Source organism: Peribacillus suis (assembly GCF_059384845.1).
In genome coordinates, this window is record NZ_CM182019.1 from 1,222,634 (window position 1) to 1,236,913 (window position 14,280).

Here is a 14,280-nt window from a genome sequence, read left to right on the forward strand (position 1 = left end):
TATTATATAGGTTCCCATTAATTGGACTTGTTAAACAAAAGAAAGAGAGTTGGTCATCTATTTATAATTTATTTATAAAATGTATTAAATTGGAATAAGTTGTTTTATAATAACTGTATTAAGCCAAGTAGTACACTTAGTACAGTGAGGGGGCTGATGATGTTTGAGTTGGACGTACAAAGTAGAAGACCCATTTATGAACAATTAATGGAAAAATTCAAAGAGCTTATAATCAGTGACGTACTAAAAGAACATGACCAGCTGCCTTCCGTTAGAATATTGGCTCAGGAACTGACCATTAACCCTAATACGATTCAAAAAGCTTATAGGCAGCTTGAAGCGGAAGGGTTTATATATACGATACCAGGAAAAGGTAATTTCGTTTTACCCCCCGGGGAATTGAAGAATTCATTAAAGGAAGAGAAGATAAGGTCGGAGCTTACTAGGGTGTTAGCGGAAGCCCTGTATATTGGTATCGAAAAAAAAGAAATTTATAGGTTGGTCAAGGATATAAGTTCGATAGCAAAGGGGGGGGAAACATGATAGAAATCAAGCGTGTTAGTAAGTTATATGAAGGAAAAGTAGCGATCAAAGACGTAAGTTTGGATATACAAAGAGGATCTATTTTTGGATTGTTGGGATCGAACGGGGCAGGAAAGACGACCCTTTTGAAAATGCTCTCTGGAAATTTGATCCAGGATAGCGGTGAGGTTCTTATCGATGAATCCCCAGTATTTGAAAACCGGGTAGTGAAAAATCGATGTTTCTTCCTTCCTGATATGCCTTACTTCTTGGCTAACTATTCCATCATGCAAATGGCAGGTTTTTATAGTCATGTTTATAGTGAATGGAATCAAGAACGTTTTTATCAATTGCAGGAAGTGTTTGCGATTCCCTTTCAATATAAAATTCACAAGCTGTCTAAGGGAATGCAGAGGCAGGTTGCTTTTTGGCTGGCCCTTTCAACGATGCCAGAAGTTTTAATACTTGATGAACCCTTTGATGGGCTTGATCCGGTCATGCGCAAAAATGTGAAACAGTTGCTGATTCAGGATGTATCCGAACGAGAAATGACGATCTTGATTTCATCCCATAACCTTCGGGAAATTGAAGATTTAGCAGATCATGTGGGGATATTGCATCAAGGGGAGCTCATCATCCAGAAGGATTTGGATGATTTGAAAGCGGATGTACATAAAGTTCAAATAGCCTTTAAAAATAAAATTCCATATGGCATTTACCGTGGCATGCAAATCCTGAATAAGGAAAGGAGGGGCAGCGTCATCGTCTGCATCTTAAAAGGAAAAGAATCTGATATCAAGACTCATTTCAGCCAGTTTCAACCTGATATATTCGATATTCTGCCCCTCACTTTGGAAGAGATCTTCATATATGAAATGGGGGACATCGGCTATGCCATTCAAAATAGTCTCGTTTAATAAAGAACTGGTATTTTATATTTTTAGAAGTACCGGATGGATTGGGTTTCTTTATTTTATCGGCCTCATTTTTGCACTGCCTTTGGAAATATTAACGATTATTCTCAATAATAATAGTGAATATATGAACTTTGTAAATTTATTTTCCAGTCAGGGGATGATTCAATTCGTCCTAGTCATAAGCATTCCGGTATTGCTCGCCATTTTCCTATTTCGATTTTTACAAGTAAAACAGGCTTCGGATTTTATACATAGTTTACCGATCACTAGGAGAAGTATATACGTTCATATGATAGGGATGGGGATTTCCTTTATCATTGTCCCCATTTTGCTTACAGGCCTCATCTTGTATTTATTCCACTCAGCCTTAGATGTTGAAAAATTGTATAGCCTGACAGATATTTGGTCGTGGATGGGCATTACTTTTGTCATGGAGACAGTGATTTTCTCTGTAGCTGTCTTAATTGGAATGGTGACGGGATTATCGGCTCTACAGGGCTTACTTACCTATATAACGCTTGGGTTGCCAGCTGGGCTATTTATCTTACTAGCGGCGAATGTGAAGTTTTTGATGGTTGGTTTTTTTGCCGAATACTACTTAAGTGCCAACATGAATAGCATGTCCCCTATATTGGCGGCAACTGAAATGGAAAAAATGAATGTTTTCTCCTTTCAGCTACTAATCTATGCACTGGTCTCCTGCCTATTTCTATGGCTTTCATTGGTTCTCTATAAACGGAGAAAGCTGGAGCATGTATCGCAAGCCTTTGTGTTCCCCTTGATTAAACCGGTATTTAAATATGGTTTAACGATAAGCATGATGCTTTTTTCCGGCTTTTATTTTAGTCAAACAACCGGGAAAATCGAATGGGTCGTGTCCGGCTATGTGATTGGATCCATAATTGGCTATTATTTAGGCGATCTCGTCTTGCAAAAGACTTGGCGGGTCCGGTTTTCTTTTAAAGGGTACATCACCTTTATGGTGAGTGTCATCGCTCTTTCCATCCTTCTAAAGTTAGATCCGCTTTCGTATGAGTCAAAGGTGCCTGATAAAAAGATGATCAACCAAATATATATAGGGAACCATTCACCTATATATTATGAAGATGAGGATTCAGGGAGTTCAATCTATCTAAAAGAAAAAGAAAATATCTCAGCTGTACGTTTGTTACATCAGCAGATTCTTGAAAAGGGTAAGATGGAGAGCGTCGCAGATCCTAATCCTGAAAACTCCGTGTTTCTTATATACGAACTTGAAAATGGAAGACATTTAGCGAGGGAGTACCATTTGCAAAATTATGAGTCGTATATGCCGCTTTTAGCCAAAATCTATGAATCTAGCGAATATAAACAAACAGTTAATGAGCTGTTGCATGTACCGGTTGAAGAAGTTTCCAAAATGAAAATCAATGCCACCGGAGAAATGGATAAGTCCGTAATCATTACTGATAAACAGCAGCTTGCGGAAGCGGTTCAGGCGTTATCGGAAGACCTGAATAACCAGACACTCGCCCAAATGACGAAGACCTGGGGAGAATATGCATACATTGAAATTCTTCTCGAAAATAACAAGACCATCTATATGAATTGGAACTCTTCTTATCCTGCCTTCACAAATTGGATGGAACAAACGGGACAAGCTGAAGAGGCAAGATTAACGGCAAATGATATCTCTCATATTCTTGTAACGAAGACCGATTTTAATTTATATAGTACGTCCGAAGAAGAAATTGAACAAAAAGTGGAAAAGCAGTCGATTCTGTTGAAGATTGATCAGCCTGATGAAATAGAGATGGCCATCGAAAACAGTCAATTGGATTATGGGGAAGGAAAGTATACAGCTGTTTTTTATTATAAGGATAGCCGAGATTTTGAGATAAGGACTTTTTCTGGTGACCATGTTCCCGATTTTATTTTAAACCACTTTGAATGAAAAGAAAGGGAGGATGAATTTGAAGAAAGGACATTGTAATGAAGCTGAAGGTTTCACCAGGGTTTATCATTCATTTTATAAGCGAATCTATTACATTGCTTTATCCATCATCAAATGTCCATATCTCGCCGAAGATATTACTCAGGAAACCTATATAAAAGCCTATACTAAACGTGATACGATCAAGGATGACAGAAAAATGGGGGCATGGTTAGCCTGCATCGCCACGAGGACGGCCATTGATTTTTCGCGTAAGCAAAAACGGGGAAGCCATTTGATTCAGCAGGAAATGATGGATTGGTTGGAAAGTCAGCCCTGTAGTCAAAATGAGGTAGAAGATGCCATGGATTTATGGACATTAAAAGAAGACATCATCCACGTCTTATTTAAATTATCCCATAAACAGCGGGAAATACTATTGCTTAAGGTGAATGGCGGGTTAAAAGAACGTGAAATCGCCATGGTGCTCAACATTAAGCAGGCGACGGTTAAAATCAATCTGTATAGGGCAAGAAAACAATTAAGAAATGAGTTGCAAAACAAGGAAATTGCATAAAAATCAACGGGATGATGCCCAATTGCTACTTCCATTTATATTTTTTATTGAACGGTTTACGTAAGTTATTCTTACTTTAAGGAAAAAATATGTAAAAGGGGGGAGATGAGATGAAAATCAGTCAAGTTTATTATCTACTAGTCATCATGGCGGTTTTCATGGCGGGTTGTAAAGATGAAGAAGGTTCTACTCATTCTTCAACTGCGGATGAGGGCATCACTTCGAAGCAGGCGACCCACGCATCAGTAGAGGGAGCCACGTATCCTCTTGAAGAAATGGAGAGTTTGTCAAACAAAATGGATGTGGCGTTCACGAGCCAAAATCGTTCGAAATGGCAGAATGAAAATCAGGCAGTCATGAAACGTTGGAAACAATTGCATGATCAAGTAGGGATAGCGAATGAGGAGTATGCGGTGGTAGAAAATGAGCTGAAAATGATAGAGGCTGAGCTTCAAAAAGAAGAGGCAAATGAAGCAAAACTGAAATCAATGATGAAGGAAGCAAAGGTGAGAATCGATTTACTTAAGCTGACATTAAAAGAATGATGTGGGGCGATCTAAAGTTTTCCTAAACGATATTTTGGGTATAGAAAAGGAAAGAAAGGATGATGAATCATGAAAAAACTCCTAAAACGAGCAGTCATTTTTGCCGCTCCTTTAATCTTTAAAGAAGTCAAGAAACGTTGGAAAAAAAAGCGTAATCAAAAAGCCATGAAGGCTGGTAGGATAAGTAACTAGCAGACTCAACATCACATTATAAGCACCAGGGGAGAAGACGCTGATACAGCGTCTTTTGTTTTTTATTACTCCTTTCATTTCTTGGATTCATTCACCTCTACATCTTTCGTTCATATCGTGTTAAAATAGTAAGGTTGATTGAAATGGATACCGGAGTAGCGAAGGTATAAGCCTTATGATATATTTTTCGTACATATATTGTGTATGTTCAAGACTTTTGCATACTAGGAAAGGTTGACATTCCAATGTGAAAAAAACGATTAGGTTCTCTATACATGCTATGTGACAATTCCAATAATGAAAGGAACATATTATGCCTACTTTAAAAGATGAGGTCCATTCAAGACGGACTTTTGCAATAATTTCCCACCCGGATGCCGGGAAAACTACATTAACAGAGAAACTACTACTGTTTGGTGGCGCGATTCGTGATGCCGGAACAGTTAAGGCTAGAAAAACAGGAAAGTATGCAACGAGTGACTGGATGGAGATTGAAAAGCAGCGGGGAATCTCCGTTACATCTTCGGTCATGCAATTTGATTATGACGATTTCCGTGTGAATATCCTGGATACACCAGGTCACCAAGATTTCAGTGAAGACACATACCGCACACTGATGGCTGTAGATAGTGCCGTAATGATTATCGATTCGGCAAAAGGGATTGAAGATCAAACGGTTAAATTATTCAAAGTATGTCGGATGAGAGGCATTCCGATTTTTACCTTCATTAATAAAATGGACCGTCAAGGGAAAATGCCACTTGAATTGCTTGCTGAACTTGAGGAAGTGCTTGGTATTGAAACGTATCCAATGAACTGGCCGATCGGGATGGGAAAAGATTTCGTAGGTATATACGATCGATTCAATAACCGCATCGAACAATTCAAGACGGAAGGACCGGAACGTTACCTTACTTTGAATGACGAAGGTGAACTTGATGGAGATCATATATTGAAGGAATCACCGTTATATGAGCAAACATTAGAAGAAATTATGCTGTTGACGGAAGCCGGAAACCAGTTCTCGGAAGAGAGAATTGCTAATGGTCAACTAAGTCCAGTATTTTTCGGTAGTGCGTTAACGGCGTTCGGTGTCCAAACATTTTTAGATGCTTATCTCCAGTTTGCACCTGAGCCACAAGCTCGTATGACCACTTCAGGTGAAGTGAATCCTGTCAGTGAAGAATTTTCCGGATTCATTTTCAAGATTCAAGCGAACATGAATCCGAAACACCGTGACCGGATTGCTTTCCTTCGCATTTGTTCAGGAAAATTCGAGCGTGGAATGAATGTAAACTTGAGCAGAACGGGCAAACCAATCAATCTTTCGTCTTCTACCCAATTCATGGCGGATGACCGGAACACCGTGAATGAAGCCGTGAGCGGAGATATCATTGGTCTGTATGACACTGGGAACTATCAAATTGGTGATACGATTACGACAAGTAAAGATATGTATCAGTTTGAACGTTTACCTCAGTTTACCCCTGAGCTTTTCATGCGGGTAACGGCTAAAAATGTTATGAAGCAGAAACATTTTCATAAAGGTATTAATCAACTGGTCCAAGAAGGAGCGATTCAGCTCTTCAAAACGGTCCGTATGGAAGAATATCTTCTCGGTGCCGTTGGTCAACTTCAATTTGAAGTATTCGAACACAGAATGAGAAACGAATACAATGTTGAGGTAATGATGGAGCGTATGGGTAGCAAAATCACCCGTTGGGCAGAAGATGAAAAACTCGATGAAAATCTGCACAGTTCTAGAAGCATACTGGTCAAAGACCGTTATGATAAATATGCATTTTTGTTTGAAAATGAGTTTGCATTACGTTGGTTCCAGGATAAGAATCCGGATGTGACTTTATATAACCCAATGGATTTGAAATAAGGTTGAGCCCGTGGATCATAAACACGGGCTTTTCTCATAGAAATCAATAGTGATTAGTTTTTCCTATAGTTATGTCTTCAGCTTAGAGAATAAATTCGAAAAGGACATCTAAGGATCATCACGTAACTGTAATAAAGGGGAAGACTTAAGGATAATGCATATGAATAGAATCGTAGAAGGTATTCGTGCAATTTGGTGATACTATGAGCACCGTATAGAATAAAATTCCTTTGACAATATTGAAAAACTTATATATATTTATACCTATGCTTTAGTGCTTAAAAGCGTCTAAGCGAAAGTGAGTGCGAGCGATTCTTACCTCGAGAATATTTAACTTGAAAGCGGTGAAAAATATCATGCGTCTTGAAGATGCGAAGCTTAAGCTCTCATTGCCCGAAGCACTCGGTGTTTTGGCCATTCTATTATTGATTATAGCAACTGGAATTATACATTATGGCTTGGATCCTCATATTCCAATTATAGCAGCTATCCTTTTTTTATTTGTTTATGGGAAAGTGAAAAAGCTTCCATTTTCAATCCTGGAGTCGGCTATCGTCAAAGGGGCGGTCTCCGGTATGGGAGCTATCTATATTTTCTTCTTTATTGGAATGTTAATTTCAATCTGGATGGCGAGCGGAACAATTCCGACCATCATGTATTATGGATTTGACTGGATTTCTGGTGAATCCTTTTATGCAGTGACATTTCTGGTGACATCGCTTCTCGGATTGTGCATCGGGAGTTCACTCACCACCTCGGCTACGATAGGTGTCGCTTTCATCGGAATGGCGGCGGCCATGGATTTATCGCTGGCCATCACGGCGGGTGCCATTATCTCGGGGGCCTTTCTTGGGGATAAAATGTCACCACTTTCCGATACAACGAACTTGGCATCGGAAACAGTGGGCGTATCTTTGTTTGAACATATTAAAAATATGCTTTGGACGACGCTTCCGGGATTTATTATCACGCTGGTTATCTTTTTCTTCCTTTCCCCTGATATCAATATAGCCCGGATAGAGGAAATAGAAGTGATGAGCCGTACGTTGAAGATGGAAACGAATATCAGTATATGGAGCTTGCTTCCATTTATCATCGTTTTAGGTATGGCTTTGAAAAAGATATCAGCCATCCCGACTTTATCTGCAGGAATCGTTTCCGCAGCAATCATTGCCTTTTTACAAACACCGGGTCTTACTGTTCCGAAGCTAGCTGATATTCTATTTAGCGGTTTCGTTCTTGATAGTGGGATGGAACAGCTGGATTCCATTTTATCCCGGGGTGGCATTGAAAGCATGATGTTCTCGATTTCTCTCGTTCTATTGGCATTGGCCATGGGTGGACTTTTATTTGAATTGGGCATTATCCCATCTATTCTTAGTAGCATTCAGGATTCGCTGACGAGTGTTTCGAAGTTAATTGCTGCAACTGTTTTTACAGGAATCAGTACCAACTTCCTTGTTGGGGAGCAATATTTATCGGTGTTGTTGCCGGGGAAGGCTTTCCAACAAAAGTATGATGATCTGGGATTGCATCCTAAGACACTGGCACGTGTGCTTGAAGATTCAGGAACGGTAGTGAATCCACTTGTACCTTGGGGAGTCTGTGGTGTCTTTCTGACAAAGGTACTGGATGTTCCGACCTTGGAGTATGCACCATTTGCTTTTTTCTGTTTACTCTGTCCATTACTTAGTTTGATCAGTGGATTCACAAAAATCGGCATTCATTATAATAAGTAAGAAAAAAAGCGGTGAAGAAAACGAATGGTTTTTCTTCACCGCTTTTTTACATTACAGACTCTTCTTTTGAAACAATACTCCATCCGTTCGCCAAAAGCTTATCTATATAATCTTCGATAGACAATTCCTCTAAATCTATGGCCACGGGTTTCATAGATACATAGCATTCATCTTTCTCATAATTAACAGTGACTTTTACGACCTCGTACCCATTATGATACTTAGCATCAAATCCAGGGTCCTCGATGATATCTCCTAGAAAGGGACGAAAGGATGATTCAAATGTTTTCATTACAACTTCGGATCTATTTTTTTCCTTATGTTCCTTGGAAGACGTTAAAAAAATGAACAGTTTAATTTTCATCAGTACCTCTCCTTTTCTAAAGTATAGTAAGCAGTAGCTACCCTTTGAAGTTCTTGAAATAGGAAAGGCTGCCCCAAATGTCACCTTTGATGATGTTTGGGTCAGCCCTTTTTTTGTTAAATTGGTTTTATCCAATTCACTTGGAAGAGATAATATCTTCCGTTGGAACCGTCGTAATGACTTTTTCTTTTTGTTCAAGCAAGTTCATTCTCATCACGACATTTTGGTAGATACCCATTGAAAGCATCAGTAGGAGTAAGGATGAACCACCATAACTGATGAATGGAAGGGTAATCCCTGTAATGGGAATGAGCCCCGTCACGCCTCCAACATTAATGCCCACTTGTATGCCTATCATGGAAGATATACCAATCAAGAGAAGGCTGCCAAATGGGTCTTTGCATTTTGCAGAAAGGATGAAGCCCCTTAAGACGATGAAACCGAGTGTCAACAGGACGAAAGCCACACCGAATATTCCTAGCTCTTCCGCAATGATGGCCATGATGAAATCGGTATGGGATTCGGGAAGATAGCCATACTTCTGTACGCTGTCTCCAAGGCCGACTCCCGTAAGACCGCCAGAACCGATTGCAAATAAAGAGTTCACGAGTTGATATCCGTCTTCTCCGGCTGTACCGAAAGGATCAGCGAATCCGGTAAAACGGGATACCTTATTCTCGGTGAAAATACTCGAGAAATTCCCTGTCACTAGTACGCCTAGAGCTACAAGGCCGATTAATAGCATCGTAAGTATAGATAGCTTAAAGATACTTTTAAAAGACATGCCAGACGAAAGGACCATGGTAACTGCAATGAGAAATATGACGGCAGCCGTTCCATAGTCAGGTTGAATGGCAATTAAAAAGCAAATACCAACGAGAAACCCGATCGGTGGAATGACGGCTTTATCGATGCTGTTGATTCGATCCTGTCTTTTACCGTAAATGGCGGCCAGATAAATAATCATGGCTAGCTTGGAAAACTCCGCGGGCTGAATGGATTTTGTTCCTATCTTAAACCAGCTCGTAGCATTACCCGCCGTATGGCCGAAGATGAATAGAAGTAAAAGGATACCAGCCATTCCAAACATCATACTCATTAAAAACGTTTTGTGCTTGTACATCTTATAAGGAAGAATCATCGTCACGATCATGGCAATGAATGAGATGATAAAGGCCGTTTTTTGTTTTTCAAAGAAGAAATCCATGGACAAGCCGTATCGAGCAACAGCAGTAATCATGCTCGAACTATAAATCATGACTAAACCAAACAGACAAAGTAATGTGACTGCGATGAAAATTGGGAAATCATATGCTTTAATAATTCTTTTCACTTGTGCGCTCACCTCGAATATGTATGCGCGAAAAATTCGCCTTCTTATATAGTAACGGAAAATCGGTTAGATAGATAATGATTTTAATCATTTACTAGAATTTAACCTTAAAGAATCGAATATAAACACCCGGTTTATTTAATGCACATGAATACTACTATTCTCTATTTTCGATAATCTGGTTGGATACTCCTTTTAAAAAACAATATTTTTCTTTTCATCCCTTGAATAATAGTAATAATTTGTCAAATAACTTACAATTAAGATAATTAAAGGGAGGGATAGGATGGGACATATATACTTTTTTACTGGTTTTCCAGGGTTCATTAGCAATCAGTTGATTAGGGAGCTTATAAAACGGGACGAGGCAGTAGATAAAGTCTATCTACTTGTACTACCTGAGCAAATGGGAAAAGCGGAAGCGGAAATCAAGACAATAGAAAGTGAACTGGACGGGACAAAGGTGCTATTCCAATTAGTGATAGGAGATATCACGAAAGAGAACCTCAATATCGCTGTTCCGGAGAGTCAAAGTCTTCAACAAGAAATCACGCATGTTTTTCATCTAGCTGCGATATATGATTTGGCTGTCCCGGAAAAAATTGCTCAGCTAGTCAATGTCGTTGGTACGAAGCATGTGAATGAATGGGTCAAAGGGATCCCCAAACTTGTGCGTTATACCTATTTTAGTACCGCTTACGTTGCCGGTAATCGGGAAGGTGACCTGTTTGAACATGAACTTGTACTGCCGAAAAGCTTCAAGAACCATTACGAGCGGACGAAGTATGATGCAGAATTACTGGTCGAGCAATTAAAAAGCGAAGTACCCACAACAATCATCCGTCCAGGGATCGTGAAGGGACACTCCAAGACAGGGGAAACCATCAAATTTGACGGGCCATATTTTATCCTCAACTTCCTAGATCGTCTAAGTTTCCTGCCTATGTACCCATATATCTCGTCGGAAAGGGAGACCGTTGTCAATCTTGTGCCAGTTGATTATATTATACAGGCAACCGCTTATCTGGCATTATATAAAGAAGGTGTAGGTAAGACGTATCATCTAACCGATCCGAGTCCTTGTAAAGCCACTGAGATTTATGAACTTTTTGTTGGTGAATTATATAAGAAGAAACCAAAGGGTCATATGCCAATGGCGGTAAGCCAGGCCTTTTTATCGATCCGTCCTGTACGGACATATTTAGGTGTCGAAAAAGAAGCATTGGATTACTTCACATGGCAGGGACGATTCGATTGTACAAAAGCACAGGCTGATTTAGCGGGATCTGGAATTGCTTGCCCGAATTTCAAGGATGGCGTACCGGCCATGGTCGAATTTTATTTAAGAAACAAAAACGAAAAAAGATATCAGATAAAAATAAGGTGAAGCAAGGGGAGACATTATGGAAGAACTACATAAAAAGTGGGAAGTGTATTCTCCGGCAACAGGAAAGAAAATAGCGGAACTTGATGAAACCCCACTGGAGTCCATTCCTCAATTATATATAAAATCAAGGCAGGCTTTTCTGAATTGGTCTAAACTACCCATCGCCGAACGCTTGAACTATTTAAAGCGCCTTCGTTTTTTGATGGTGGAAAAGATGGATGAACTAGCAGAAACGATTTCGAAAGATACGGGGAAGGTCAAGATAGAAGCGCTTGTGGCTGATATCATGCCAACGATAGATGCGATCAAGCATATTGAAAAACATGCCGCAAAAGCCCTTTCGAGGCAGAAGGCATCAACCCCACTCATGTTAATTGGTAAGAAATCCTATATTGAATATATGCCACGTGGGACGGTCCTTGTCATTTCACCTTGGAATTATCCTTTCCAACTGGCGATGGTGCCGATACTGAATGCCTTAATTGGTGGAAATACGGTCATTTCCAAGCCTTCAGAGGTGACCCCTTTAGTGGGTATAAGCATGGATGACTTGTTTCAAGAAGCTGGATTTCCGGAGGGCGTCATTCAATTTGCCCATGGCGGAAAAGAGCTAGGGGCAGCATTGACGGAACAAAAACCCGATTATATATTTTTTACCGGCTCTGTAAGGACCGGTAAAATTATCGGTGAAGTGGCGGCTAAACAATTAATCCCCACTACGCTCGAACTTGGTGGAAAGGATCCGATGATCGTATTTGGTGATGCCAATTTGGAACGTGCTGTAAATGGGGCACTTTGGGGAGCTTTTACTAACAGTGGACAGGTGTGCATGAGCGTGGAAAGGGTTTATGTGGAAAGGACCGTTTATAAAGAGTTTCTGTCCTTGCTGAAGGAAAAGACGACTGCTTTAAGGCAGGGTACACAATTAACGGACGATGTTGGTTCGATGACGTTCCCGGCCCAGCTTGATATCGTTGCAGATCACTTGGATGATGCACTGAATAAGGGAGCCATCATGGAATCCGGCAGCACGCCGCATGACTGGAAAAAGGGAAGTACTTATTTCATCCCACCGACCATTTTGTCCAATGTCGATCATTCGATGAAAATCATGAATGAGGAAACATTCGGCCCGGTTCTTCCTGTTGTGCCATTCGATAGTGAAGAAGAGGCGGTTCGTCTTGCGAACGACAGTCAATATGGACTTAACTCAAGCGTATGGAGCATGGATGAGGAAAAAGCGAACCGGGTGGCCCGTCAGTTAGTGACAGGAGCGGTGACCATCAATGATGTCTTGATAACCGTTGCCAATCATGGACTGCCGTTTGGCGGGGCAAAGCAAAGTGGTATTGGCCGTTATCATGGGGAACAGGGAATGCGGATATTCTGCCATGAAAAAGCGATCATGCAGGATAAAGGGAAAAAGAATTCGGAAATCCAGTGGTATCCTTATGAAGGGAAATACCCAAGATTTTTATCGCTGTTCCAACATTACTTTTCAGCCAAGACCAATTGGATCAAATTTGGAAAAGAATATATGGAATTATTAAAGATTTCCAAAGAAAAACGAAAAAAATGATTGTTATTTTTGCGGGTAGCACGTATACTACTAATATACTTAATAACTGATTTTCCTTTAATCAAAGGGGAGTAGCGTTAGGGTTCGCCCTAAAACAAAGTCGTCATTACGTGAATGGAGACATTCATCGGCTTTGTTGACATGATTTCATGTTCAGCAAGACCTTTGCCTATACGGCAGAGGTCTTTTTATTTTGCCAAATGCCGATAGGGAGGAAAATACAAACTATTGGAGGTAAAATATATGGAAGTATCATTATTATTGGAATATGGATGGGTCCTTCTTATCTTGGTCGGACTTGAAGGGATACTCGCTGCTGATAATGCAGTCGTCATGGCTGTCATGGTTAAGCATTTACCAAAAGATCAACAACGGAAAGCTTTGTTTTATGGATTGTTAGGAGCTTTTGTTTTCCGTTTTGCAAGTTTATTCCTGATTTCTTTCCTTGTCGACGTATGGCAAGTTCAAGCACTCGGTGCGCTTTACCTTCTCTTCATCGCTTTTCAGCATCTTTATAAGAAATATGCTGGTAAAGGTGAGGCTGAAGTCAAGAAACCTAAGAAACAATCCGGCTTCTGGATGACCGTCGTCAAAGTAGAAGTAGCGGATATTGCATTTGCCATTGATTCGATGCTGGCAGCCGTTGCATTAGCTGTTACACTTCCTGCTACAGGTTGGATGAAGGTCGGTGGAATTGACGGAGGACAATTTGCTGTCATGTTCCTCGGCGGGATGATAGGCTTGGTCATCATGCGTTTTGCTGCTAATGGATTCGTGAAGTTGCTTCATCAACGTCCATCACTTGAAACTGCAGCCTTCTTGATTGTAGGTTGGGTAGGGGTTAAATTGGCCGTCTACACGCTAGCTCATCCTTCCCTTGGCGTCTTGGAACAGCATTTCCCTGAATCAACCCTTTGGAAGTCAATTTTCTGGGTTGTATTAGTTGGAATCGCGGTTGGTGCTTGGATCATTTCGAGTAAAAAAGAGAAACAAATTCAAGAAGTATAAAAAATGTCAGGCGTGAAAGTCACGCCTGACATTTTTTGTGCAATGAAAATTAATCATTTTGTGGAAAATGACCGCGTTACCCACAAAAAAATAATCCTATTTTCGAAATTTATGCTTAAGAGTCAAATATTAAATTAAAGTAATAAAAATGACAAATGTCCTATGAAACCATTAGAAAACTTCGATTTTTTTATTGAACTGTAACTTTAATGTAATAAACGAGAAAAAACTAAGCATTTTATCATGTTATATCGAAAATTTAATCTGTGATTTTCGGAAAATAGGTCTTTTGGAACTGTCATTTAGGCTTGCTCCCC

Annotated in this window: 13 protein-coding genes and 1 riboswitch; of the genes, 11 read left to right on the forward strand and 2 right to left on the reverse strand. The window is 40.1% G+C overall.

The genetic code is table 11. From position 1 onward, the window contains the following. Nucleotides 1-159: 159 nt before the first annotated feature. The 8 genes from AC503W_RS06060 (at nucleotide 160) to nhaC (ending at nucleotide 8,292) form a co-directional block, all read left to right on the forward strand. Nucleotides 160-543, forward strand: a complete 384-nt coding sequence (locus tag AC503W_RS06060; protein ID WP_402867918.1) for a GntR family transcriptional regulator — start codon at nucleotides 160-162, stop codon at nucleotides 541-543. After that, nucleotides 540-1,439 carry an ABC transporter ATP-binding protein gene (locus tag AC503W_RS06065; protein WP_402867919.1) on the forward strand — a complete coding sequence of 300 codons (900 nt, stop codon included), beginning with the start codon at nucleotides 540-542 and terminating at the stop codon, nucleotides 1,437-1,439. The genes AC503W_RS06060 and AC503W_RS06065 overlap by 4 nt, the downstream gene beginning before the upstream one ends. Continuing rightward, on the forward strand, nucleotides 1,414-3,372 hold the full coding sequence (locus AC503W_RS06070; protein WP_427688411.1) for a DUF6449 domain-containing protein: 1,959 nt from the start codon (nucleotides 1,414-1,416) through the stop codon (nucleotides 3,370-3,372). Before AC503W_RS06065 ends, AC503W_RS06070 begins: the two co-directional genes overlap by 26 nt. A gap of 19 nt (nucleotides 3,373-3,391) precedes the next feature. Further along, on the forward strand, nucleotides 3,392-3,928 hold the full coding sequence (locus AC503W_RS06075; protein WP_402867921.1) for an RNA polymerase sigma factor: 537 nt from the start codon (nucleotides 3,392-3,394) through the stop codon (nucleotides 3,926-3,928). A gap of 110 nt (nucleotides 3,929-4,038) precedes the next feature. Then, the gene (locus tag AC503W_RS06080) at nucleotides 4,039-4,473 is read left to right on the forward strand and encodes a hypothetical protein (RefSeq protein ID WP_427688409.1); all 435 of its coding nucleotides are present in this window, start codon (nucleotides 4,039-4,041) and stop codon (nucleotides 4,471-4,473) included. Between the two features lie 69 nt (nucleotides 4,474-4,542). Further along, on the forward strand, nucleotides 4,543-4,665 hold the full coding sequence (locus tag AC503W_RS06085) for a hypothetical protein (RefSeq protein ID WP_402867923.1): 123 nt from the start codon (nucleotides 4,543-4,545) through the stop codon (nucleotides 4,663-4,665). Between the two features lie 313 nt (nucleotides 4,666-4,978). Further along, entirely contained in the window at nucleotides 4,979-6,553 is a 1,575-nt protein-coding gene (locus AC503W_RS06090; RefSeq protein ID WP_402867924.1) for a peptide chain release factor 3, read from the forward strand. A 344-nt stretch (nucleotides 6,554-6,897) separates the two neighbouring features. Continuing rightward, the gene (gene nhaC, locus AC503W_RS06095; RefSeq protein ID WP_494917280.1) at nucleotides 6,898-8,292 is read left to right on the forward strand and encodes a Na+/H+ antiporter NhaC; all 1,395 of its coding nucleotides are present in this window, start codon (nucleotides 6,898-6,900) and stop codon (nucleotides 8,290-8,292) included. Between the two features lie 46 nt (nucleotides 8,293-8,338). Here nhaC and AC503W_RS06100 read toward each other — a convergent pair whose 3' ends face one another. Both AC503W_RS06100 and AC503W_RS06105 read right to left on the reverse strand, forming a co-directional pair. Then, nucleotides 8,339-8,656 (reverse strand): hypothetical protein, encoded by a 318-nt coding sequence (locus AC503W_RS06100; RefSeq protein WP_402987647.1) that lies wholly within the window; start codon nucleotides 8,654-8,656, stop codon nucleotides 8,339-8,341. A gap of 136 nt (nucleotides 8,657-8,792) precedes the next feature. After that, a complete protein-coding gene (locus AC503W_RS06105; protein ID WP_402867926.1) occupies nucleotides 8,793-9,989 on the reverse strand; it encodes an FtsW/RodA/SpoVE family cell cycle protein in 1,197 nt (398 codons plus the stop codon). Between the two features lie 286 nt (nucleotides 9,990-10,275). Between AC503W_RS06105 and AC503W_RS06110 the strand changes: the two genes are divergently transcribed. The 3 genes from AC503W_RS06110 to AC503W_RS06120 all read left to right on the forward strand — a co-directional run bounded on the left by AC503W_RS06110 (nucleotide 10,276) and on the right by AC503W_RS06120 (nucleotide 13,963). After that, nucleotides 10,276-11,376, forward strand: coding sequence for an SDR family oxidoreductase (locus AC503W_RS06110; RefSeq protein ID WP_494916427.1), 1,101 nt, complete (start codon nucleotides 10,276-10,278; stop codon nucleotides 11,374-11,376). Nucleotides 11,377-11,392: 16 nt separating this feature from the next. Then, entirely contained in the window at nucleotides 11,393-12,955 is a 1,563-nt protein-coding gene (locus AC503W_RS06115; protein ID WP_494916429.1) for an aldehyde dehydrogenase family protein, read from the forward strand. Between the two features lie 54 nt (nucleotides 12,956-13,009). Next, nucleotides 13,010-13,110: riboswitch (yybP-ykoY riboswitch) on the forward strand. An 88-nt stretch (nucleotides 13,111-13,198) separates the two neighbouring features. Continuing rightward, nucleotides 13,199-13,963 (forward strand): TerC family protein, encoded by a 765-nt coding sequence (locus AC503W_RS06120; RefSeq protein ID WP_402956070.1) that lies wholly within the window; start codon nucleotides 13,199-13,201, stop codon nucleotides 13,961-13,963. Nucleotides 13,964-14,280 lie beyond the last annotated feature (317 nt).